General features: G+C 27.0%; 21 protein-coding genes and 1 other RNA gene. 20 read left to right on the plus strand and 2 right to left on the minus strand.

What is annotated here, in order from left to right:
* Positions 1-20 precede the first annotated feature (20 nt).
* Genes uvrB through SCORR_RS00335 form a run of 10 tightly spaced genes read left to right on the plus strand, consistent with a single transcriptional unit; the run spans position 21 to position 12,457 of the window.
* Positions 21-2,003, plus strand: a complete 1,983-nt coding sequence (gene uvrB / locus SCORR_RS00290; protein WP_094048025.1) for an excinuclease ABC subunit UvrB — start codon at positions 21-23, stop codon at positions 2,001-2,003.
* A 7-nt stretch (positions 2,004-2,010) separates the two neighbouring features.
* Positions 2,011-4,851, plus strand: coding sequence for an excinuclease ABC subunit UvrA (gene uvrA / locus SCORR_RS00295; RefSeq protein WP_094048027.1), 2,841 nt, complete (start codon positions 2,011-2,013; stop codon positions 4,849-4,851).
* Entirely contained in the window at positions 4,844-5,941 is a 1,098-nt protein-coding gene (locus tag SCORR_RS00300) for a bifunctional folylpolyglutamate synthase/dihydrofolate synthase (RefSeq protein WP_094048029.1), read from the plus strand. The genes uvrA and SCORR_RS00300 overlap by 8 nt, the downstream gene beginning before the upstream one ends.
* Positions 5,942-6,634 (plus strand): folate family ECF transporter S component, encoded by a 693-nt coding sequence (locus tag SCORR_RS00305; RefSeq protein ID WP_094048031.1) that lies wholly within the window; start codon positions 5,942-5,944, stop codon positions 6,632-6,634. It abuts the gene before it with no gap.
* 2 nt (positions 6,635-6,636) lie between these two features.
* The gene (hprK, locus tag SCORR_RS00310; protein WP_094048033.1) at positions 6,637-7,566 is read left to right on the plus strand and encodes an HPr(Ser) kinase/phosphatase; all 930 of its coding nucleotides are present in this window, start codon (positions 6,637-6,639) and stop codon (positions 7,564-7,566) included.
* A complete protein-coding gene (locus SCORR_RS00315) occupies positions 7,559-8,968 on the plus strand; it encodes a prolipoprotein diacylglyceryl transferase (protein WP_094048035.1) in 1,410 nt (469 codons plus the stop codon). The genes hprK and SCORR_RS00315 overlap by 8 nt, the downstream gene beginning before the upstream one ends.
* The gene (gene trxB, locus SCORR_RS00320) at positions 8,952-9,890 is read left to right on the plus strand and encodes a thioredoxin-disulfide reductase (protein ID WP_094048037.1); all 939 of its coding nucleotides are present in this window, start codon (positions 8,952-8,954) and stop codon (positions 9,888-9,890) included. Before SCORR_RS00315 ends, trxB begins: the two co-directional genes overlap by 17 nt.
* Positions 9,891-9,938: 48 nt before the next feature.
* Complete coding sequence (locus SCORR_RS00325) at positions 9,939-11,273, plus strand: prolipoprotein diacylglyceryl transferase (protein WP_094048039.1); 1,335 nt, start codon at positions 9,939-9,941, stop codon at positions 11,271-11,273.
* Positions 11,273-12,232, plus strand: a complete 960-nt coding sequence (gene whiA / locus SCORR_RS00330) for a DNA-binding protein WhiA (RefSeq protein ID WP_094048041.1) — start codon at positions 11,273-11,275, stop codon at positions 12,230-12,232. The genes SCORR_RS00325 and whiA overlap by 1 nt, the downstream gene beginning before the upstream one ends.
* Before the next feature lie 3 nt (positions 12,233-12,235).
* Complete coding sequence (locus tag SCORR_RS00335; RefSeq protein WP_094048043.1) at positions 12,236-12,457, plus strand: helix-turn-helix domain-containing protein; 222 nt, start codon at positions 12,236-12,238, stop codon at positions 12,455-12,457.
* Here the strand turns inward: SCORR_RS00335 and SCORR_RS00340 are convergent.
* Complete coding sequence (locus tag SCORR_RS00340; RefSeq protein WP_094048045.1) at positions 12,454-12,849, minus strand: rhodanese-like domain-containing protein; 396 nt, start codon at positions 12,847-12,849, stop codon at positions 12,454-12,456. The genes SCORR_RS00335 and SCORR_RS00340 overlap by 4 nt on opposite strands.
* A gap of 131 nt (positions 12,850-12,980) precedes the next feature.
* Between SCORR_RS00340 and secG the strand changes: the two genes are divergently transcribed.
* The 7 genes from secG to trmB all read left to right on the plus strand — a co-directional run bounded on the left by secG (position 12,981) and on the right by trmB (position 20,482).
* Positions 12,981-13,271: a preprotein translocase subunit SecG gene (gene secG, locus SCORR_RS00345; RefSeq protein ID WP_094048047.1), complete on the plus strand. Its 291-nt coding sequence runs from the start codon at positions 12,981-12,983 to the stop codon at positions 13,269-13,271.
* Between the two features lie 26 nt (positions 13,272-13,297).
* Positions 13,298-15,400 (plus strand): ribonuclease R, encoded by a 2,103-nt coding sequence (gene rnr / locus SCORR_RS00350; protein ID WP_094048049.1) that lies wholly within the window; start codon positions 13,298-13,300, stop codon positions 15,398-15,400.
* A gap of 9 nt (positions 15,401-15,409) precedes the next feature.
* The gene (smpB, locus tag SCORR_RS00355; RefSeq protein WP_094048051.1) at positions 15,410-15,847 is read left to right on the plus strand and encodes an SsrA-binding protein SmpB; all 438 of its coding nucleotides are present in this window, start codon (positions 15,410-15,412) and stop codon (positions 15,845-15,847) included.
* 108 nt (positions 15,848-15,955) lie between these two features.
* Positions 15,956-16,359: a transfer-messenger RNA gene (gene ssrA, locus SCORR_RS00360) on the plus strand.
* A 44-nt stretch (positions 16,360-16,403) separates the two neighbouring features.
* Positions 16,404-18,359, plus strand: a complete 1,956-nt coding sequence (locus SCORR_RS00365) for an EAL domain-containing protein (protein WP_157705300.1) — start codon at positions 16,404-16,406, stop codon at positions 18,357-18,359.
* Positions 18,360-18,368: 9 nt separating this feature from the next.
* Positions 18,369-19,820, plus strand: coding sequence for a magnesium transporter (gene mgtE, locus SCORR_RS00370; RefSeq protein ID WP_094048055.1), 1,452 nt, complete (start codon positions 18,369-18,371; stop codon positions 19,818-19,820).
* Positions 19,821-19,828: 8 nt separating this feature from the next.
* Positions 19,829-20,482 (plus strand): tRNA (guanosine(46)-N7)-methyltransferase TrmB, encoded by a 654-nt coding sequence (trmB, locus tag SCORR_RS00375; protein ID WP_094048057.1) that lies wholly within the window; start codon positions 19,829-19,831, stop codon positions 20,480-20,482.
* Here trmB and SCORR_RS00380 read toward each other — a convergent pair.
* Positions 20,466-21,005 (minus strand): hypothetical protein, encoded by a 540-nt coding sequence (locus SCORR_RS00380; protein ID WP_094048059.1) that lies wholly within the window; start codon positions 21,003-21,005, stop codon positions 20,466-20,468. The two genes, trmB and SCORR_RS00380, sit on opposite strands and share 17 nt — an antisense overlap.
* Before the next feature lie 1,297 nt (positions 21,006-22,302).
* Here SCORR_RS00380 and deoD point away from each other — a divergent pair.
* From deoD to nrdG, 3 genes are all read left to right on the plus strand, one after another.
* Entirely contained in the window at positions 22,303-23,013 is a 711-nt protein-coding gene (deoD, locus tag SCORR_RS00385) for a purine-nucleoside phosphorylase (protein ID WP_094048061.1), read from the plus strand.
* Between the two features lie 76 nt (positions 23,014-23,089).
* Entirely contained in the window at positions 23,090-25,213 is a 2,124-nt protein-coding gene (locus SCORR_RS00390) for an anaerobic ribonucleoside triphosphate reductase (RefSeq protein WP_094048063.1), read from the plus strand.
* Positions 25,200-25,706 (plus strand): anaerobic ribonucleoside-triphosphate reductase activating protein, encoded by a 507-nt coding sequence (gene nrdG, locus SCORR_RS00395; RefSeq protein ID WP_094048065.1) that lies wholly within the window; start codon positions 25,200-25,202, stop codon positions 25,704-25,706. Before SCORR_RS00390 ends, nrdG begins: the two co-directional genes overlap by 14 nt.
* Positions 25,707-25,741: the final 35 nt, after the last annotated feature.

A 25,741-nucleotide genomic window follows, 5' to 3' on the forward strand; every position in this document is an offset into this window, starting at 1 on the left:
TTTTTATTGGTGGTGAAAAAATGGAAAAAGAAAATAGAATTTTTGAATTAGTTACTGAATATAGTCCTGCTGGCGATCAACCAAGTGCAATAAAAAAACTCGTTGAAGGTTTAAAACAAAATAAAGAACACCAAGTACTTCTTGGTGCTACAGCAACGGGTAAAACTTTTACAATGGCAAATGTTATTAAAGAAATAAATAAACCAACTTTGATATTAGCCCATAATAAAACGTTAGCAATGCAGCTTTATATTGAACTTAAGGAATTTTTCCCAAGAAATAGAGTCGAATATTTTGTGTCTGACTTTGACTTTTATCAACCAGAGGCCTATGTGGCAGCTAGGGATTTATATATTGACAAAGATGCTAGAAAAAATAATGATTTATCAATGTTGCGATTAAGTGCAATGAATGCTTTAGTAACAAGAAAAGATGTTATTGTTGTAGCAAGTGTTGCGGCAATATATGCTAGTCAAGATCCTAATGAGTATAGTAAGGTATTCTTTGAATTAAAAGTAGGTCAGCAAATATCAAAGAAAGATTTATTAACATTTTTAGTTAGAACTGGTTATGTAAGAAATGATATTGCACTTGAAATGGGTAATTTTAGTGCAAAAGGTGATGTGATTAACATTGCACCAAGTTGAACTGATAATTACAATATCAGAATATCCTTGTTTGGTGAAGAGATAGAAGCTATTGAAATGGTAGATTCATTGAATAATAATGTAATAGACAGACTTCGTTTATTTACTGTTTTCCCTGCGTCTGCTTATGTTACTAACTTCGATAAACTAAAAATAGTAATTGATAATATACGTAATGAGTTAGACCATCGTGTCGATGAATTAAACAAGTTAGGAAAGTTTATTGAAGCAGATAGGTTATTAAAAAGAACAAATTATGATTTAGAAACAATGGCAGAATTTGGAGTATGTAATGGAATTGAAAACTATTCTGCACATCTTGATTTCAGAATGCCTGGCGAAGCTCCATTTACTATTATCGATTATTTTGGAGATGACTTTTTAACTATTATAGACGAATCACATATGATGATGCCACAAATCAGAGGTATGTTTAATACAGATAGAAGTAGAAAAACAACTTTAGTTGAATATGGTTTTAGATTACCAAGCGCCTTAGACAATAGGCCGCTGAATTTTGAAGAGTTTACTTCAAGATTGAAAAATGTTATTTATACATCTGCTACTCCTGGTGATTATGAATTACAACTAACAAATAATGATGTTGTAGAACAAATTATTAGACCAACAGGTTTGCTAGATCCCATAATTGAAGTAAGACCATCTTTAAATCAATTTGAAGATGTGATTAAAGAAATAAAACATAGAACTCAAAAAAAACAGAAAGTTTTTATAACTACATTAACTATTAAAAGTTCAGAAGATATTTCATTTCACCTGCAATCAAGAGATATTAAGGTTGCTTACCTTCACTCTGAACTAAAAACTTTGGAAAGAAATCAAGTATTAAATGATTTAAGAAAAGGAATTTATGACGTAGTTGTTGGTGTCAATCTTTTAAGAGAAGGACTTGATATACCAGAGGTAAGTTTAGTTTGCATTCTTGATGCTGATAAACAAGGATTTTTAAGAAATACACGTAGTTTAATTCAAACTATCGGTCGTGCAGCAAGAAACTCTGAAGGTAGAGTAATTTTTTATGCAGATACTATATCACCGGCTATGAAAGAAGCAATGGAAGAAACTGAAAGAAGGCGAAATATTCAGTCTGATTATAATCAATTGCACAATATAACACCAAAAACAATTATTAAAAAAATAATTGATATTGACGGTGAGTTTAATATTAATGATAAACTCGGAAAACTGTTAAATTCAAAGTCAAAAGAAAAGAAAATTGAAAAAGATAATTTAATAAAAAATTTAAGAAAAAAAATGTTAGAAGCAGCAAAAGAAGAAAACTATGAAAAAGCTGCAGAACTTAGAGATTTAATCATAGAAATCGAAGCCAGTTAGGAGAAATATGCAAAATAAAATAATAGTAAAAGGTGCTAGAGAACATAATTTGAAAAATGTTGATTTAGAAATCCCTAAAGAAAAATTAGTTGTATTTACAGGGTTGTCAGGAAGTGGTAAATCATCATTGGCATTTAATACAATTTATGCAGAGGGTGAGAGAAGATATATTGAATCATTATCATCATTCTCAAGACAGTTCTTAAAATCGGTTGAAAAACCAGATGTTGATGATATTGAAGGATTAAGTCCTGCTATATCAATTGATCAAAAGACTACTAGTCATAACCCTCGTTCTACAGTTGGAACAACAACAGAAATACACGATCATTTAAGAATCTTATATGCTAATATTGGTACTCCATATTGTATTAATGGTCATGGTCCAATAAAGTCATCATCACTTAAAGAAATAGTTGAATCAGTTAAATTAGACAGTGTAGATGATGATCAAATTTATATTTTAGCACCAATCGTAAGAGACAAAAAAGGAACACATAAAGACTTATTTATAAAACTAAAAAAAGAAGGTTTTTTAAGAGTACAAGTCAACGATGAAATAATATCGCTTGAGAGTGAAATAAATTTAGAACAAAACAAAAGGCATAACATTGATATTGTTGTTGATAGGGTAATATATAAATCAAAAGATGATGATTTACAATCCAGAATCTATTCTGCAATAGAAGTTGGTTTAAACTATTCTAAAGGTTTAATTAAAACATTTTACCCCGCAAAGAATAAAACATCAAAATTATTCTCAACCAATTATTCTTGTAGAGAATGTGGATTTGCTATACCTAACTTAGAACCAAACCTATTTTCATTTAACAAAAAAATCGGAGCTTGTTATACTTGCTATGGGCTTGGTGTTAATTTAGAAGCAGACCCAGAATTAATCATGCCAGATACCTCTCTTTCAATTAACCAAGGCGCTATTTTATATTATAAAAACTTAGTTGGCACTCAAAACATCGAGTGACAAAAGTTTAAGCTACTTTGTTATAACTACTTAGTTGATTTGGATGCACCTTTAAACTCATTATCTAAAAACCAGATAAGAAATTTATTGTATGGAAGTGATGAACCTATCGAAAGCAAAATTGTCACTTCATCTGGAAATATTTTAAAGTCATATGACTATATCGAAGGAGTAGCCAACCTGATTGAAAGAAGATTTATAGAAACAAAATCTGAAGACAATAGGAAATATTATGGAAAGTATATGATGTCAAGGATTTGTAAAACTTGCCTAGGTAAAAGATTAAACGAAATTGCCCTAAGTGTAAAAATTAATAATTTATCTATATCAGATTTTACTGAATTAACCATTGAAGAAAATTTAAATTTCTTACTTAATATTAAGTTAACAGAGAGTCAACAAAAAATTGCAAACTTGGTTTTGAACCAATTGATTTCAAGAATAAGTTTTCTAAATGAAGTAGGTTTAGAGTATTTAACTTTATCAAGATCTGCAACAACTTTATCCGGTGGAGAGTCGCAAAGAATAAGATTGGCTAAGCAATTAGGTTCAAAGTTGTCAGGAGTTTTATATGTACTAGATGAACCATCAATTGGTTTACACCAAAGGGATAATGATAAATTAATTCTAACACTAAAAAAACTTAGAGACCTTGGAAATACCTTAATTGTGGTTGAGCATGATGAAGACACAATGATGGAAGCTGATTGAATAGTTGATATCGGCCCAAGAGCTGGTATTGATGGTGGGGAAATAGTTGCTCAAGGTACCTATGATGATATTTGTAAAAACGAGAACTCTATAACTGGTAAGTACTTATCAAAAAAATTATCTGTACCAGTCCCCAAAAAAAGAAGAGGTGGTAATGGCTTAAAAATTGAGGTTATTGGAGCGACTGAAAATAACTTGAAAAATATAGATATAACTCTACCGCTTGGTAAATTTATAACAGTTACAGGTGTTAGTGGTAGTGGTAAATCAACTTTAGTTGAGGAAGTCATTTTTAAAGGTTTAAAAAAAGAGTTACATAAAGAGTTAATTAGAGCTGGTAAGTACAAAAAAATTAAAGGGTATGAAAATATTGATAAAATAATATATGTATCACAGGACCCTATTGGAAAAACCCCAAGATCTAATCCTGCTACCTACACTTCTGTATTTGATGATATTAGAGATTTATATGCAGAAGTTCCAGAAGCTAAAATTAGAGGTTATAAAAAAGGGCGATTTAGTTTTAATGTTCCTGGTGGAAGATGTGACGCATGCCAAGGTGATGGAATCATTAGAGTTGACATGCAATTTCTCGGATTTGTTGAAGTAGTATGCGAAACTTGCGAAGGTCGTAAGTATAATGAAGAAACTTTACAAGTTAAATATAAAGGAAAAAACATTTGAGATGTATTAAATATGACTGTTAAAGAAGCGAATGATTTTTTTGAAAATATTCCAAAAATAAAAGAAAAACTTGAAACGATCTTAGCGGTTGGACTTGGTTATATTAAACTTGGACAAAATGCAACAACTTTATCAGGGGGAGAAGCTCAAAGAGTTAAATTATCTACATTCTTATTAAAAAAACAAACTGGTAAAACACTTTTCCTTCTTGATGAACCTACTACTGGACTTCACATAGATGATGTCAAAAGATTAATTGAAGTATTAAATATTTTAGTAGACCAAGGAAATACAGTTTTAACAATAGAGCATAACTTAGACTTTATAAAAGTTTCTGATTATGTCATTGATTTAGGACCTGAAGGCGGTTATAATGGCGGAGAAGTTTTGGTTACAGGAACACCAGAACAAATTATTAAGAGCGATAAAAGTTTTACAGCAAAATATTTAAAAGGATATTTAAATGATTAGAGTTGATGAAAGTTTTATAGAGACAAAAATTTTATTTAGAAAAAAGTATAACTTAAAAAAGCTACTTGAAGATGTCGGTAATCCACAAAATAATATAAAAGTAATAAATGTGGTTGGTACAAACGGAAAAGGTTCAACATCAAAATTTATTTATGATGGCTTAAGAACTAAGTATCAAAATGTTGGATTATTTATATCACCTGCTTTTATATACCAAAATGAAAGAGTACAAGCAAACGGACAATATATTGACGATGAATCTCTTAAAAAAATTTATGAAGATAATAAAAAAACTTTTCTAGAATATGAACTAACATTCTTTGAAATCTGGACTTTTATAGCAATAGTTTATTTTAATGCTAAAGGGGTAGAATATGCCGTAATTGAAGCTGGTATTGGTGGTAAATTAGATTGTACAAATCTATTTAACAACCAAGTCGCTGTATGTTTAACTTCAATAAGTTTTGACCATACAGAGTTGCTTGGTAATACTATAGAAGAAATTATTGATCACAAAATAAATATCACTAAGTTAAATAACCCTGTTTTTATTAGCAATGATAATATTAAATATAAAAAGATAATAAATAAGTATACAAGTTTAAACATTGTATATACAAAAAAAGCTAAATCGAATATAAGTTATCAAAAGGCAAATGTAGGACTGGCAAAAAAGGTATTAGATTACCTTGGAATAAAAGTAAGTACATTTATTCCACCAATCGGAAGATTTACAATATTAAGAGAAAAACCTTTATTATTAATTGATGGGTGTCATAACATTGATGGACTAATGAAGTTTACTAAAGATGCAAAGAAGTATAAAAACTTTAAACTAGTTTATGCTTCTAGTAAAGATAAAGATTATTTAACTTCTTTAAACTTTTTAAGGAAAAAATTTAAAAATATCTATATAACTGAATTTAATCATCAAAAATCGTGAATAGTTCCAAATGAACTTAAGGGAAAGTATACCTTCATTGATAATTGACAATCATTTTTAGATAAAAACATATACAATAATATTGTAGTTTGTGGAAGTCTTTATTTCATACCACAAGTTTTGGAATGATATAGGAGCAATAAATAAATGGGTTATTGATACATCTGAACTAATGTTATTGGAGCTTTAGGTTTAATTATAGTATTTTTCATTTCATTATGAATTGAAGGTTTTACATTTAAAAAAATAAGTGTAAAACACATAGCTGTTTTATCAATGCTATGTTCTTTAAGCGCTGTGATGACTGGTTTATCATATAGATTATCAGATTTAATATTTGGTGGGTTTAATATTAGACTAGCTTTTGGTGATTGAATTATTTTCCTAGTAGGAATGTTATTTGGTCCACTTTGTGGTGTAATTGCAGGTATTTGTACCGACACTTTAATGACTATATTAATACCAAATAGTTATGGTTACCATTGCGGGTATATGCTTTGCAAATCCTTACTAGGGCTTGCCGGTTCTTTAGTTTTTATTTTTAAAAATAGAAATTATATATTTGCAAAAGTTATAGCAATATATTCTTTCGTGTATATATTTCAGAGTTTAGTACTAAATCAAATATGAATGATGTCTTGAAAAGGCAATGCCGCTTGACTAGATTTAGTTGCAAAAATTATAAAACTGCCAATAGCACTTTCTATATATATTTTCTTTGTATATACTTCGTTCCATGCACTAAAACCACTTCTAAATAAATGAACAACGAGTGATGTGTGGTGTTATAGAGGGTCTTTAAAAAGAAAGACGCAAAATCCAATAAGTGAAAAGGTATAAAGATGAGAAAATTAAAAGTAAAAGATATAATAAATAACTTTAATTTAGAAATACTTTCTAACAATGATCTAATGAAAGAAAGAGTGATAGAAGTATATGGTGTTAACAGGGCTGGTTTAGAATTAGCAGGTTATTTTGAAGAAGGGCAAAAGGCTCATAGGGTTATAATGATGTCTACAAAGGAATATCAGTATATCATGAACTTTAAGCCAGAAGATAGAATAGATAGATATAAAAACCTGTTTAGACAAAATGTCCCTTTAATTATAGTTACTAAAAAATTTGAAGATGACTTATTAATACAAACAGCAGTAAAAGAAAATGTTTTAATTGTAAGATCTGAAAGTGACTCAACAAGTAATTTTACTCAAAACTTGTTAGAGTTTATGGATGATTATTTTGCACCAAGCATTGAAGTTCATGGTTCATTAGTAAATGTTTTTGGTAAAGGCGTTTTATTAATTGGTGAGTCTGGTATCGGTAAATCAGAAATTACCTTAGACTTAATTAAGGCAAATCATTTATTTGTTGGAGACGACAGAATTGTTGTTGTGAGAAAGTTTAATGAATTATATGGTAAGAGTCATGAAATTCTAAAAAATTTGGTAGAAGTTAGAGGTATTGGTATAGTTGATGTATCTAAGACAAATGGTTATCAAGTAATAATGAATGATACAAAAATAGACTTAGTTATTGAATTATCACAATTTAAAAACAATGGTTCAGATGAGTATGACAGAATTGGTAGCGATTTTCAAATGTATCCTTTACTTGAAGCTGAAGTACCTTATATTAAAGTACCAGTAGCAACTGGTAGAAATATTCCAAATATTATCGAGGTCGCTGTTGCAAAATTAAAACTTAAACAAAACTCACAATATCAAGATGAAATCGATATAATTACAGAAAGAGCGATGAAGTACAGTGATTAATATTTTTGCAAGTTTTCAATGAAAGAATGGAGAAGAAATACCTAGCGATATATTTCCAAAAGGAGATGGTAGATATTCTGACAGTCTTTCTTTTCTTTACTCCATTTTTGTTCTCTCTGGAGTTATTTTAGTTGTTGTGGCTTCTATAATAAGTTTAAGATTAAGAAAAATACCGCTAAAAGATTTTGTAAATGGGATTTACATCTCTATTCCAGTAGCGGTTATTGGTGCAAGTTTCTTTGGAAAACTTGGTAGTACAGATGAAGATTGAAAAATATATAGACTTTTTTTCTTTTGAGAACCTGGTCTTAGTTTTTTTGGAGGTATGTTATTTGGGTCAACAGCTGCATTCATCTGATTTTGACATAAAAAGAGAGTGACTAAAATATCAATTTGAACATACGCAGATTGCATAGTCCCAAATATTTTATTAGGACAATCAGTTGGGAGATGAGGAAATCTTTTCAATCATGAGATAATGGGGAAGAAAATACTTGATTATAACATGGGTAAAATTACTTGATTGCCTGATTTTATTTGACACAGATTATTTTACTTTAGAAATCCACAAACTGGTGAAGAGTTAAACTATCTTCAATTTAGAGAACCGTTATTTTTATATGAGTCTTTTGCAACTCTAATATTCTGAATTATATTAGTTTTTATAATTCCAAACATCTGAAAACTTGTAAATAAAAAACCATATAAAATTGATCCTTATGCATTCCCTTGTAAAAAAAATAAAGAAGTAAGATGAATTAGTATTGATAAATTAAGAGAGTACCAAACTCAATCTCCGATACTTTATTTAAAAAATTCAAAAGGAGAGTTAAGTTTAAAAAGTAATTGGATGTGACGTAAAGCTTTTACATTATATGAGGCAGATTATATTAGTTCACAAAAACTACAAAAAGTTATTTTAGATAAAAAAGAAAACCAGTTAAAAGCACTTAATACTTACAAAAAACTTAAATCGAATTTTAAAAATAAAATCAAAATTATGAAAGAAAAAAAAGAGTATACAAAAGATAAATATACAAAAGAGTTAAGTATTTTGAAAAGTAATCAAGATTTTATTTATAGTAAAAAAAATAAATCAAGTTTTAAAGAGTTTATAAAAAGAGATTCAAAAGAGTTATATAAAATAAATAATCCAAATAACTATTTTATATTTCATGCTGGAACATACAGTTCAATTTATGTAATATTTATCTCAGTACTTAGAATTATATTAGACTCGTTTAGAGATCCATATGAATTATCTGTAAAAATGATACCAGTATTAAATTATTTATCACTTATAGGAATATTAGTTCTTGGAATTGTAATGTTCATTAGTGCACAATTTATCGCACCAAAAAAATGAAGGGAAAGTGGATGACTTTATGAAAAATCTTATTAACATTGATTATGACTTAGTTATAGTCGGAGAGGGTCCGGCAGGACTTTCTGCGGCTATTTATTCTTGTAGAGCGGGTTTAAAAACATTAATTTTAGAAAACTCAGTACCAGGTGGTAAAGTAATGAAGACTGATGAAGTTGAAAATTATCCTGGTTTTAAAACTATAAAAGGTCCAGAACTAGGCTATCATTTTTATGAACAAGCAATAAATCTCGGTGCTATAGAAGCCGGTTGTGGAATATTGAATTTCTTCAAAGAAGAAAATTATTTTACGATTACATTATCAAATAAGAAAGTTATAAAATCATACTCACTAATAATTGCTACTGGAACAAAAGAAAATTTACTTGGTATACCTGGAGAAAAAGAGTATTATGGTAAAGGTGTTTCTTACTGTGCGACTTGTGATGGTGCTTTTTATAAGGAAAATCAAGAAGTTATAGTTGTCGGTGGCGGTTACTCTGCAATCGAAGAAGCAATATTTTTAACTCGGTTTGTTGGTAGAGTATATATTGTTCATAGAAGACAAGAATTTAGAGTAGATCGAAAGTCTTTAGAAAAAGCAAAAAGTAATAGTAAAATAAAGTTTATTTTAGATAGTGCTGTAACAGAAATTAAGGGAGATTCATTTGTAAACGCTGTTCTAGTCAAAAATTTATTAACAAACGAAGTTAAGGAAATGAAAGTTGCTGCAATTTTTCCATTTATTGGTCATAACCCAAATACCACATTTGTTGATAATAAAGAAATACTAGATAATGATGGTTACATAATTACAAATGATAAAATGGAAACAATTATTCCAGGACTATTTGCAGCTGGTGATGTAAGAGTTACACCTTTTAGACAAATAGCAACAGCAGTTTCGGATGGTGCGATAGCAGGTCAGTTTGCTGTCAAATATATTGAAAATCTAAACTAATTAATCGCAACTTATGATAAAATTACAAGGTTATAAAGGTGTGATTATATGTTAACAAACTGAATCCAGGGAAATGATTGACATGAAGCTAATGTTGGATCAAGAGTTTATCCTGATTATGGAATTGTCCATATTTATGCTCTAACAATGACGTTAGGCGTTATCTTATCAATTTTAGGTTGTGCAGTCCAATTTTATAGAAAAAAATTAAACTTTAGAGAATTGTGAATCGCTGCTATTATTGTAGTACCGGTAGGTTTGTTCGGAGCTAGTTTTTTTGGTAAATTAAATGCAGAAAACGGAAATAACGCAGGCGGAGCAGGTTTTTTTGGGCTTTTTGCTTTTTGAAAACCAGGGATGTCAATACACGGGGCCATATTAGGAACTGTAATAGTTGGTTTAATAATGTTTAATTTTGTATCAAAGAAAAGCAAGGTATCAATATGAGTTTACGCGGATGCAATTGCTCCCAATGTATTATTAGGACAAGTAATAGGGCGTTGAGGTAATTTCTTTAATCACGAAATATTTGGTAAGCCTGTAGGACTTTACGAAGATAGTTCTGTTATGTCTTGATTGCCAAAAGTAATAAGAGATAATATGGCTTTCACATACTCTGGAAGCGATACAAATGGTTTAATAAATGGACAAGTTTATGTAATGCACCCAATATTTCTGTATGAATCTCTTGCTTTGTTGCTTAGTTGGATATTAATTACGCTTATAATACCTTTTATTGGCAGATGAATTGGGAAAAAACCTTGAAAAGTAAATCCTGATAAATATCAATTTGATTTAAAATACTCATTTAGAAACTTCTTTACAAGAAAAGTTGAGCCTGATAAAAAGACATATTGAGAAGTTTGAGATGAAGCAACTATTAGTAATTTTGATGAAAAGCAAAAAGATAGATATATTGAGGATGTTACTAAAATAAATAATAAAAACTCAATTATTAGAAGGTTTAAAAAAGGAAAGTTATTATTAGATACTAACAACCCAAATAAATACATGCTAACAAGGTGTGGTGTTGAATTTGGGGGGTATTTCCTAGCTTGAAATTTAATTAGATTTATTCTTGAGTTAGATAGACCAGATGATCATTTATTTATTATGTACCAAAAAACTTTATCATTAACACTAATTGGATTGACAGCGTTTTCTGGATTGGTTATAATGTTCTTGGCTCAGTTTTTACTACCATATGTGTTCAGAAAACCAGGATATATTTATGAACAAAAATACTTTATCATAAATAGTGTTAATGGTAAAAAGTTAGAAGTTAAGGAAAAACCTATAATAAAAAATCAATTAGAAGATTTAAAATTTCAAAAAGTTAAAGAAAAGCTTGCTAAGCAATTAGAAAAAAAGAATAAAAAATAATGTCTTTTGCTTTAAAAGTAAAAGAAGAAATTTTAAATCATAATTTTACTGAGAAACAAATGCGTATGATTTTGTTAGGGTTTTTAAAATTTAATGGAGAATTGATATATAATGATAATGAAGTCTTATTTCAGTTATCGAGTAGTAGCAATAAAATAATAAGGGGAGTGTTTAACCTTTTAAAAAACTTTTATCAAGAAGACTTCCAAACCACTGTTATTGATTTACCAGTAAATGTATCAAATAAAAAACTTTATCGTATATTAATATCCAAAAATGTGAAAAACTTTTTAGAAAGTTTTGAAGTCTATAATTTTAATGATAATAAAAAAGTTGTTAAAGTTAAAGAGTTTGAAATTAATAATACATTTGAAAAGCATCAAGATTTAGTTAGAGCATATGTGTCCGGGTTGTTCATTGCAATAGGTAGTGTCAACTCTCCAGAAACTTCTAACTACCATTTAGAATTACAATTTAAATCAGAAGAAGAATCTTCTTATTTTGTAGGTTTAATGAATCAGTATAACTTTGATTTTAAAATAGTTCAAAGAAGAAACAACTCGGTAGCTTACATAAAAAAATCAATGTTGGTATCAGATTTTTTAAAATTCATTGATGCATCTGAGTCAGTTATGGCTTTCGAAAATACAAGAATTGATAGAGATTTAAAAAACAATGTAAATAGATATTTAAATATCGAAATTCATAATCAAAAAAACACAATTATAGCCGGTAGTAGGCAAGTTAAAGAAATAGAGTTTATAAAAAAACAAGGGCTATTTGGTAAGTTGCCAATAAAAGCTCAAAAATTAGCACAAGCACGTCTTAAAAATCCAGATGCTTCTTTTTCTGATTTAGTTCAGATTTTAGAAGAAAACAATCTAAAAATATCTAAGTCTGGAGTAAGCAATTTGTTTAAAATTATAAGCAATATATTCAATCAAATAAAGAAAGGTTAAAACATGGAAAAAAATACTATTTTAGAAATTTTCAGCCAAAATATGAAACGTTTGAGACAGAATGCAAGAATTACTCAAGAAGAATTAAGTTTCAGATCAGGATTACATAAAAATTATATTTCTGATGCCGAAAGAGGTAAAAGAAACATTTCATTAAAAGCAATCGAGAAATTAGCAAGAGGTTTAGACATAGATTTAACAGAATTCTTTTTACAAAGTAATTAATATATTACTACATTTGTAAAGTTATCATAGGATTCTAAGTTTCTTATGTTCTTATAGCCCGTATCTAAAAGCCTTACATTAAATCCTTTTCTTTTAAGGTTTTTATATATTCATAAATTACTTCTATAGTCATTACTAATAAGAAGTATTTTTTTATTTTTATCTATTAATTTAAAATAATTAAAATTAAATGTTCAAGCAGGTACATTAGTTGTATTTATAAGGTGATGCTCTTCAAATTCTATTTTATTTCTTAAATCAATGACTTGTCATTTCTTGTTTTTAAGTATAGTTTTAAACTTTTTATTCTTGAGCACCTTGTATTTTCTATTAAATGAGTTAGTTCTAAATATTTTTTGTAATAATTTAAATACTAAATCTAGTCATTGCATAAATTCACCTTCTCTTAATATATATTTAAATATTTTATATCATATAAAATATTTTATAATGAATTCATATATGTTTTTTATAAATTAATTAAATATTATAGTAAGATATATATATTGAATGGAGGTAGGGTATGAATTTATTAGCAACAGCTTCACAAAAAGAACTGTCTAATCAAATTGTACTTGTATTTGAAGTTATAGCATTAATAATATCTATACTGATGATTGTAGTTGGTTTGGTTCAAAACAAAAGCTCTCAGACAGGTTTGAGCGCACTAAACGGTGGTAATGATGAACTATTCTCTAACTCAAAAGAAAGAGGTACTGATAAAACAATGTCAATTTGAATGTTTAGTTTGGGTATAATTTTATTTGTAATAACAATAGTAATAGGTATAATAACAAACACTATTCTTAAATAGTGTTTTTTCATAGAGGACATATTTGTATGAAAGATAAGTTAATTGATTTCTTAAAAACAAATGAACTTACAACATTAAATGATATATTAGCTAATTTATCTCAAAACAAAGATCAAATTACCAATCAATTAAAAGAATTAAAAGAAGAATACTTAGTTGGATGAACAAATGATAATAAGATTTTTTACATTGGAGATAAATATAAAATAGGGTCTATTAGAATTAATGATAAAGGGTTTGGATTTGTCAAAAACTACAACAATCTTGAAGAAGATTTTTTTGTTGCACCAAATTCATTAAATGGTTGTATAAGCACTGATGAAGTAGTATATACTATTGAAAAAGAGTCAGATGATCGTTATAAAGCAAATATTGAGGGAATATCAAACAGAACTAAGTTGTCACTTGTTGGAGAACTTGTTAAAAGCAAGTGCGGAAGATTCATTGACTTCATTCCAAGTGAACAAGGATTTAAAAATTATAGAATAGTTATGGTTAACCAAAAAGATTTCTCATTAAAAGTAGATTTAATTCTTAAAGCAAAAATATTGGATGTAAGAGATAAAAAACTCTTTGTTAGAATACAAAAAGTTATAGGTAATTCAAACAAAGCAATTGATAGAATTGTATCTATTGCTTATGAATTTAATATCAAACCAGAATTTTCTGTATTAGCTTTAAAGCAAGCAGAAGAAGTAGCAATACCAATAAATTATAATAGTGAAGAAGTTGCTAGAAGAAAAAATAACTCACTTATTGATAAGTGTTTAGTTACAATAGATGGTGAAGACTCAAAAGATTTAGATGATGCAATTTATGTCGAAAAAAACGGTGACAATTATAAACTTATCGTTGCAATTGCTGATGTATCTTATTATGTAAGGCCTCATTCAGAACTCGATAATAATGCATTGTTTAAAGGTAATTCAGTGTATTTGGCTAACAAAGTTATTCCAATGCTACCAGAAAAATTATCTAATGGTGTTTGTAGTTTAAACCCAAACGAAGATAAGTTATGTATGGTTGCAGAGATTATTTTTGATAAGAATGGAAAAGTAAAAAGGAAAAAAGTTTACGAGTCTATAATGAATTCAAAAGCGAGACTTACTTATAAAGAAGTAAACGATATTTTTAATAACAAAAACCCTCATAAAAGAAATAAAGAAGTATTAGATATGCTTCACGAAGCAAAAAAACTTCATCACTTAATTGAAGTTGAAAGACAAAGTAGAGGTTCAATAGAGTTTGAAATATCAGAACCAAAAATTATTTTAGACAAAGACTTTAATGTTGTAGATATTGTTAAAAGAAATAGAGGTATAAGTGAAAAACTTATTGAGAATTTTATGGTTAGTGCAAACGAGGCTGTTGCAACAATAATATTTGATAAAGAGTTACCATTCATTTATAGAAATCACGATTTACCTAAAGAAGATAGTTTAATTGAGTGACATGCATCTTTGAGGGCTCTAGGAATTAATGCAAAACTAAATGATAAAGAAAAATTAAATCCTAAAAAAATACAAGTAGCATTAAAAGATATTGAAGAGCAAGTTAAAAATGAAACCGAAAGAGAAGTTATAAACATCACATTGCTTAGATTTATGGAAAAAGCAGAATACGGATTAGATAATATTGGTCACTTTGGTTTAGCAAGTGAATGTTATACGCACTTTACCTCGCCAATTAGAAGATATAGCGACTTACTAGTGCATAGATACTTAAAACAATACATAATTGAAAAAGATTTTAATGAAAAGAAATTAATCAATAATGAAAAGTTTATTGTTAAAGCGTCAAACATAATTAATGAAACGGAAAAAAATGCAGTTTCAGCTGAAAGAGAAGTTAACAAAGTTTGTATGTGTGAGTATATGAAGGATAAAATAAATTTAGAGTATCAAGGCGTTATTTCTGCAGTATTAAAGTTTGGAATATTTGTGCAACTTTCTAATTGTGTAGAAGGACTTGTTCATATATCGGAACTAAAAGACTATGTTTATGATACTGATAAAAGTATAATGATAAATAAAAATAATAACACGTTAAGATTAGGACAAATTATTAAGATAAGAGTCAAAAATGCAGACGTAAAAAAAAGAGTAATAGATTTTGAACTTGTTAGTTAAGAGGTTAATATGGGGGAGCATGTACTATTAAAAAATAAAAAAGCTTATTTCAATTATCAAATATTAGAAACATACGAAGCTGGAATTGTTTTAACAGGACCGGAAATTAAATCCATAAGAGAAAAAAATGTTTCAATTGATGAGTCATTTATTTTAATAAGACGAGGAATTCCTGAAATATTGAATATGAATATAAAGAAATATGAATTTGCTAATAATGTAAATTTTGATTCAACAAGAAATAGAATTTTACTTTTACACAAAAAGGAAATCAAAAAAATTCTTAAACAAGTAATGTTGGAAAAGTTAACCATAGTTCCGTTAAAGTTATATTTAAAAGGTAATTATGCCAAATTAGAAATTGGACTTGCAAAAGGTAAAAAACTTTATGACAAAAGAGAAGTTATCAAAAAAAGAGAGATAGAAAGAAAAATAAAAAAGATTTAATTAGTGTAAGTGAGGATATGTGGAATAGGCCTCTTTTTTATTAAATAAAATTAAAATATTTTAGAAAAGTATAATACATTTAGAAAATTTTATTTATAATTATTATATGGGGGTGTCCCGGTCTCGACAGGATATTTTCGCCTATAGTTGCAGTGGTTTGGTAAACCTTAATACTTCTAGGTTTGATAAAATGCAAACGAAAACAAAAATGAATTTGAAATGCCAGCATTCATGATCAATAATGCATCAGCTGGAGTTGCATTAGCAGCTTAATAAGTATTTATTACTTATAGCATTCAACGTTAGTAAATGTGTTTATGCTTCATTTAATGACGTATTACCTAGCATAATAGATTAACTTATTGTGAGAAGGTTAATCGAAATTACTTCACAAAATCTATAAACTATTTTTGTAAGTTTTATTTTTTATAGATTAATCAAAACTTTCTAAACTGTAGACGCTATGGGTTGGAGTATTTTGGACGCGGGTTCGATTCCCGCCATCTCCACCATTTTTTTTATGCTAATTTTAAAAAAAGAAAGGCTAGTGATTATTGTGTTTGATATATGACCAACGATATTGATTATTCTTTCTTTTTCTATAATTAACATTTCATTTTATTTAGTATCTTGAGGTTTTACAAGACATATTTTTAAAAAAATTAGTTTATATTATCAAATATTTTGAGGAGTTATATTTGGATTCATTTCTACATTCTCTATTGCAATTACAAATATAGTTAGAGAACCTAAAAGTGATTTACATTTAACTTTGTTTATTCCAATTATTTCATACTTTATTGCAGTTCTATTTGTTAGTTGATACGCTTCAATTGGAATTTTAGTTTGAAATACACTAAATTTTTTATTATTTTCAAGTTTATTTTCACAATACTTTGGTACAGTTGATGATCAGTATACTAAAATACTAATAATTATTCTATATTTAATACCCTTTATTGGTAGTGTTATAAAAAAATATGCTTACAATAAGTTATCTCAGTGATTTATAGTTAGTTCAACAATATTAGTAGTTTTTATAACTATGTTAGTTATATTTATAGTTGAAGAAAAAACATATAGTTTAAAATTAGAAATAATAAATGTTTTATTTATTTTAATTGGAATATATTTAGTATATTTAATTTGTCAAACAGTTGAAAAGATTTATAAGCATGCTTTAAAGCTACAAAATATTGTTGTTTATGAAAATGAGTATTATCTTAATTTTGCTTCCACAAATAGTCAGATTTTCGATTTAATAGAAAAAGAAAAAATAAAGTATGGCATTTATTGCAATTTTTATATTCCAGGACTTGAGAAATTAGAAAGGAAAGTTAGTAATGTTATTAAGGATTATATTGTAAGTAGTATATCTTTTAATGCATACAAAAGTATTTCTGAATCATTTAAGAAAGTTGTTTTTTTTAAACCTAACTATAAAACATTTGGTGTATTTATTCCAATAAACATTGAAAATATAAACGATATGAGAAAGAACTTTGATGTAATAAAATTATTTAATTTATTGAAAAAAATAAAAACAGAATTTCTTTTAAGTAATTATGAAATTAAAATGAAATTGAAATCAGTTTCAAGTTTTTACGGTCTACATTCAAATGATCTAGATAAACTAAATGATTTAAATAGTTACTTAATAAAAAACCAACTTACAATAAAAAATAATGATAATAGTATTGCAGAACCAAATGTTATACTTTCTGAAAAAAATAGAAATAGAAGACTTGCATCACTAAATGAAGTTGTAAACTTAAACTTACATACTACAATCTATGAACCTATTTATGATTTACAAAAAGAATCATATCTCGGGTTTTTTATGAACGGTATGATAAATGGAGAAGAGTTTAATTCTCAAAGTTTTTTAAAGTACAAAAATCAAATAGAAGATATGGGGTTATCCAGTCTATTCCTAAGATTTATATGTCTTAACTCACTTAAAGATTATACAAAAAAAACATTACAAAATAAAACGACCGGACTTGTCTTTATTAATTATGATAGTGATTATTTATCAAGTGCAGAGTTTGATAAAGATGGGTTCATTTTAAAAATGAAAAGTTTTAAACTAGATATCAATAACATAGTATTTAATTTTGAAATAGATAAGGAAATTAATAGTAAGCTAGTTTTAAAAAACAATATTATGTTTCTTAAAAGTTTGAAAATAAAAATATCAGTGTCAAATTTTGGTAGTGAGTTTTCAGATTATAGTTTATTACAATGTTATGAGCCTGACTATATTTTTTTAGAATCTGAAATTGCAAAAAATATAACAAATACAGACGCATATAAAAAAATTATTGATGAAGTTTACAAAATATCTAAAAAAATTGAGGCACAAATTATTGTAACAGGAGTAAATAGTTATATAATATACAAAAGATTAAAAGAGTATGGATTAAATTATTTTCTTGGTGACTTAATTGGTAGTTCATCTGAAATTAAAACAAAAGTCCCAGAAGAGTTAAATTATTTATTAAAAAAATAAAGGAAATATATGAGCATAGATTCGAAAAAAAAAGAAATTATTGATAAGATTGAGTTCTTATTAAAACAAAATGATATCAAAGGTTTAAGAAGTTTAGTAGAAAAATACTATCCATATGATATAGCAAAAGCTTTAGAAGAAAAAGATGAAAGCATAATAATTCTTTTGTTACGTCTTTTGACAACTGATCAAAGTGCAGAATTATTTCCGTATCTAGAGCCTGAAATACAAGAAAATGTTATATCATTAATGAATTCAAAAGAGATAAACGAAATATTCGAAAATATTTATAGTGATGATATTGTAGATATATTAGAAGAGATGCCATCAAACATAGTGAAAAAAATATTACGATCTTCAACACCTGAATCTAGAGAACAACTTAATACAATTCTTAAATATGACGATGATACTGTTGGAAGTATCATGAATGTTGAATACATAAGATTAAGAGATAATTGAACTGTAGAGGAATGTATAAATGAATTAAAAGAGAAGAAAGACATTGTTGAAGAACAAAGTTTTTTCTTTGTTGTTGATAAATTAAATAATTTGAAAGGTATTGTAGATATTAAATCACTATTATTTGAAAGTAGAGACACATTAGTCAGTGATATAACTAATGAAAGAGTTATATCCGCTTATACTCGTGACGATCAAGAGTCAGTTATTGATTTATTTAAAAAGTATGAATTAAGTATCATACCAGTTACAAATAGTCAAAACAAATTAGTTGGTGTTGTTACATTTGATGATGTATTTGAAGTAATTGAAGAAGAAGTTACAGAAGATATACAAAAAATGGCAGCCATTAGGCCGACAGAAGATGAATACTTTAAAACAAGTATTTGAAGAATGATGAAGTCAAGATGCATATGATTAATTATTTTAATGACACTTGCAACACTTACTCAAACTATTGTTTTCTTATTCTTAAAATTATTCATTAGCAAAGATCCTAATATAAAATTAATGGATATTAGTAGTGGTTTATTTTATATTATTTTAATGGTTCTACCTGTAACTAATGTTGTTTCAAGCACATCAGGAAATAGTGTAATACAATCATCAACTATGGTAGTACGGGCAATATCATTAAAAGAAGTTAAAACAAATGATTATTGAAGAGTATTATGAAAAGAATTAAGAGTTTCGTTAATTACAGGAATAGTTTTGGTAATAATAAATTTAATTAGATCACTAATATTTTACTCAATACAATTTAAAGGGGACGTGTCGAGCAATATAGTTTGATATACAATAGCAATAACTTCTGTTTCATTGTTCTTATGCTTAATATTTTCAAAACTTGTTGGAGGTACATTACCAATAATGGCTAAGAAGTTTAAATGAGATCCAGCTATTATGGCATCTCCAATATTATCCACTTTTATAGATATTGTTTCTACATCAATATTTTTTGGATTTACTTATATTTTTTATTGCAGCTTTATACTATAGGAGATTAAATGAGATTAAGAAATAAAAATTGAACAATTAGCTATATCGAAGAGAATAAAGCATGATTCTTGAACGGAGATAATTATTCACTATCAAAAAATAAATTTATTAACAATAATGAAATTCATTTAGAGATTGGTTGTGGAAAAGGTAATTTCATTATTAATAAGTCAATGTTAAATGAAAAAATTAACTATATAGCAATTGAAAGAGAGAGAACAGTAATTGGAGTCGCTTTGAAAAAAGCTATCGAGTATTTTAAAACATTAAAAAGCAACTTAAGATTTTTAAATATTGATGCAAAAAATATAAAGGACTATTTTAAAGATACTAAAATTGGTAAGCTATATTTAAATTTTTCTGACCCGTGACCCAAAAAAAGACATTCAAAGAATCGTTTAACGCATATAAGTTATTTAAATTTATATTTTGATTTATTAAAAGTCGGTGGAATTATTGAAATAAAAACCGATAATAAAGATTTATATCTATTTACAATTAATGAAGTAAGTGATTCTAAATTTAAAATAATTTACAAGACAGATGATTTATATCAAGATCAAAATGAAATAAATAAAAACATACCCACTGAGTATGAAATAAAGTTTAAGGATCAAGGAAAAAAAATATATAAAATTCAATTAACTAAGAATTTATTTTAGTGTTGCATTTCTTATAAAATTCAATGTAGTTATTTTTAAAATCAGCATTATTATTTAGTAGATACAATGTAACACCAGTATATAAATAAAAATAAATTAGATTAACTAGAAATATTATTAAAAATACTCAATAAGTTTCTTTAGCATTTTCTTCTCAAGAAACTTTTTTTATTATTGAGCCACTTGTTAATTCAATAAAAAATGTCGATATTAATAGTATGGTAATAAATATGTAAGAGAAATTTGACTTCTTTATCATTACTTCGTATTCGCTTGACTCTTCTTTGGTAATAATTATTCTGTAGAATAAACTTATAGAAGATTTGCTTAAGTTAAGTATGCATGATATAAAGTACATCAATAAAAAATTTAATACGAATACACAACTAAATACAATTTTATTTTCTTTGCTAATCGGTATCAAAAGAACAATTAATAGGAATATTAACACTAATGTAAATATCACTGACCCAAACCAGATTATAGGTTTTCTTAACGTTTTCTTAACTAAATTAAAGTCCATTTATTTTCACCTATGCATTATTATATATAAAATAATAACTATAAATTATATTATTGAAAAGTTTAAACAAATATTTGAGTATAAAGAGGTTATTTTAATAAATACAAAAAATTTATATTTTTAAGTGCTATATCATAATAAAATCTTCACCATCATTATTTGATTTATATCTATTGATTATATTAAATACAATTATGATAAGGTTATAAATATAATTATTTATTAAAAAATAATATTTTTCTTGTATTATCATAATTATTCTATTTTTAATTACTTAACTCATATTAATTTATAAAAGCAAAAAATAATAAATATTTTTTTTGAGTTATTATTTGTAATTATGCATTCAGTTATTCAAATATTTTGATGCTTTTAAACTGATTCTTTGTAATATTATTCTTCTAAATGACCGAAAGTATTTATATATTTTTTTCTAATGTTGTAAAGTTTATTTATTGTAATCTTTGTAAGAAGAGAATTAGTGTGAAATAAATTATAAACTCCTAATAGTATTTAGAATCTATACTTGTTTTAGACCAAAATTCATTTTTTTGTATGATACTTTTTTTATTGCAATACAATATTTAGTAAAATATTTGTATATATTTTGTATATTTTTTGTAGTACTTACTAACTAAAATAATCTGCAAACTTTTTAATAGATTGGTAAATATAATCTGTTGATAGTTTTAAATCATTTGTGCAACCTAGACTTAAAGTATCGGCTAAAAACATTATTAAAGTAAGTTTTTTTAAGTTGTATGTGGATGTTAAAGAAGGCATGTGGGATAAATTATTGTTTGAATTTATTAATTAAATATAAATCCATTTTTATTTTGTTATACTAGTATTGCTAGATAACAGACTTTGTATTTCATAAGTTTCTCAATAATCAATTATTCTAAAATTTAATTACTTATTTTTATAATAGTTATAGTTTAATCTTCAATTTTACTAAACTTTTTAGGTGTTTATCTTTTTTCATTTATAAAAGTCTTTTCAATCAATTATTCTATATTATTAAACTTTGATATTACCATCTATATAAACCAAGTGTTTGGCACTTATTTCAATATAATTATTTAATTGATATTTCTTTAGTTACTTTAATTTTATTTTTTAATTGAAACTAAGCTATTTCTTTAATAACTATATCTCTAGGTAAGTTATATATGTAAATAACCGAACTATATTATTTTAAAGTTTGAATAAATATTTAATATCATTGTTCTATTAATATATAATAAATTTATCTATATATTATAAAAAAATAAATTTGTAGAGGGGTAAAATTAATATGACACCACATATAAGCGCTAAAAAGGACGAAGTAGCAAAAATTGTACTTATGCCAGGTGATCCTTTAAGAGCAAAAAAAATGGCTGAATTATTTTTAAAGGATTATAAACTAGTAAACGAAGTAAGAAATATGTACATGTACACAGGTACTTATAAAGGTAAGTCTATCACAATCGCTGGTAGTGGAATGGGTTGCCCCAGTATTGGAATATACTCATATGAGTTATTCAAGTTCTATGATGTAGATTGTATAATTAGAATTGGGTCAGCCGGTAGTTATAATAAAGATATTAATGTATATGATATATATAACGTTAAAGAAGCTCTTGGCGAAAATAATTATGCAAAATTAGCCGCTGGTATAGATGATAAAATATTAAATTCAAGTGATAATGTATATAATACAATAAAAAATACAGCTGATAATCTAAATATTAATTTATTTAGTGGTAGAATCCACTCGTCTGATGTTTTTTATAGAATGGGTGACTCGCTAGAGTTCGCAAAAGAAAATGATCTAGACCTTGTTGAAATGGAGTCCTTTGCATTGTTTGCTAATGCATTGGTAACAAAAAAGCAAGCAGGTTGTATACTTACTGTTTCTGATAGCTTTATCACTAAGCAAGTTACTACACCTGAAGAACGCCAAAATAATTTTATAAAAATGTGTGAATTAGCATTAGAATCATCGGTTAACTTATTTAATTAATATTAAAACTCAAGTTTTAACAACGGATTTATGTGTATTAAATAAATGTTTTTTTTACACTTTTGGGGGCTAAGTTATGACAAATACAAAAAATATTTCAAAAGAAATATCATCTATAATATCAGTTGAAAATAATGATCTTAAAAATGAAAATGCAAATATGAGTGGTGATACACCTAGTGGTAAGATGATGAAGTTTGCTTCAATTACATCAAAAGAATATGCACTTGATAATCTTCTTGATAAGCATCACGCAGACCTACATAGAAAATCATTAATCCATATACATGATTTAGATTATTATGCAACAAAATCAGCTACTTGTGTTCAGTATAACCTTGATGAAATATTTAAAGATGGATTTTATACAAGAAACGGTCACATAAGAGAACCAAAATCAATTGCAGTTTATGCAGAACTAGCAGCAATAGTTTTTCAAACTGCACAAAATGAAATGCATGGGGGACAAGCAATTCCTGCATTTGATTATTTTATGGCAAAAGGTGTAGCCAAATCATTTAAAAAAAGATTATATGAAAATATAATATCCTACTTAGAAATTTCTGATTCTATATTTACAGAACAGGATATTAAAGAAATTGTATATCAAAATGAACTTATATCATTTAATAATACCAAAGTAGAAAATCTCAAAAAGCTACTTATAAAATATGGTATTTCTTCGAAGATTGTTAATAAACTAATATTAAATGCAAATAAAAAGGTAGAATCAGATACTGACCAAGCAATGGAAGGGTTTATTTATAATTTAAATACACAACATTCAAGAGGTGGAAATCAAGTAGTTTTTTCATCAATTAATATTGGTACTGATACTTCAGACGAAGGTAGACAAGTTATTAAATCATTATTTAAAGCATTAAGAAATGGTTTAGGAAATGGAGAAACTTCAATTTTCCCAATTGTTATATTTAAAGTTAAAGAAGGAATAAATTTCTCTACAAAAGATAAAAAAAGAGCTGATTCATTAAGTCAGTCTGAATGAGATAATGTCAAAGATTGAGAATCAAAAAACTTTGATTTATTCTTAGATGCTTTAAAAACAACTAGCACAAGACTATTTCCTAACTTCATGTTTTTAGATCAACCATATAATAAACATGAAAAATGAAATGAAAATGATGATAATAGATGGATGTATGAACCAGCAACAATGGGCTGTAGAACTAGAGTGTTTGAAAACATCCGTGGTGAAAAAACTAGTGTTGGTAGAGGTAACTTATCATTTACCTCTCTAAATTTACCTTATATAGCCCTTGAATTACTTGAAGAAAAAGAATTGCTTGTTAACAACTTTATCAATTTAGAAACAACTTCAAGAGAGAAAATAAAAGCAGATTTTCTTACAAAAGTAAATCAGTTTTCAAATGTGGTTTGCCAACAAATGTACAATAGATTTAAGTTCCAAATATCAGCAGTTGCGAAAGAGTTCCCATTCCTAATGAGAAATAATGTATTAACTGGTGGACAATTGCTAACTTCTGGTGATAGTGTTGAAAGTGTATTTGTTAATGGAACTCTAACAATCGGTTTTGTAGGGTTAGCAGAATGTTTAAAAGCACTTTTGGGTTATCATCATGGTGAAAGTGAAGAAGCACAAGAGTTTGGTTTAGAAGTAGTTAGGGAAATGAATAAAGTATCTGAACTATGAAAAGAAAAAACTCATCTAAATTTCGGTGTAATTGCTACACCTGCAGAGTCAGTTGCTGGTAGAATGGCAAAAATAACAAGGTCTAGATTTGGTTCTATAAATGAAGTTACTACAAGGGATTACTTCACAAATTCAAATCATATTCCTGTATACTATAATCTATCTGCGTATCAAAAGATACAAAAGGAAGCTGCGTATCATAGCATTACATTAGGTGGTAATATAAGTTACATCGAACTTGATGGAGAAGCTAAAAAAAACTTACACGCAATTTTATCGGTTATAGATTATATGAAAAGTAGTGGAATAAATTATGGAAGTCTAAACCACCCTGTTGATAGATGCAAAAAATGTCACTACACATCTTTAATACAAATTGATTGTCCAAAGTGCGGAAATAATGATATATCTAGAACGAGAAGAATCACAGGATATCTTGTCGGAGATTTAGATGGTTGGAATTCTGGTAAACAGGCCGAAGAAAAAGAGAGAGTAAAACATCTAAAACAAGAAAATGAGAATTCTTAAAATCTTTAAAGAGACTATAAGTGATGGACCTGGCTTCAGATATTCAATTTATGTTGCTGGATGTTTGCATGCTTGTAAAGGATGTCATAATCTTCTTAGTTGAAGTTTTAAAATTGGAAGAGATTTTGATAAGGAATATGAAAATCAGATTATAAACGAAATTAAATCAAATCCATTACTAAGTGGCGTCACTTTCTCAGGCGGAGATCCAATGTTTAGTGCAAAAGAAGTTCTTGAATTGATAAAAGTTATTAAGAAAGAAACGGCTATGAATATTTGATTATATACTGGATTTACAATTGAAGAAATTATTAACCAAAGAGATAATGGTGAAGTTGAAAGAAATAGATTTGAAATATTAAAAGAGATTGATACATTAGTTGATGGTAGATGAGTACAAGAACTTTATGATCCACAATTAGAGTTTAGAGGAAGTAGTAATCAAAGAATCATTAACACATATGAATGGTTGTCTAATAATAATTTGATATAAAAAGACCTTATCATAAGGTCTTTTTATTGGAAGGA

Origin of the sequence: Spiroplasma corruscae (assembly GCF_002237575.1) — a bacterium.
GTDB classification, from domain to species: Bacteria; Bacillota_I; Bacilli_A; order Mycoplasmatales; family Mycoplasmataceae; genus Spiroplasma_A; species Spiroplasma_A corruscae.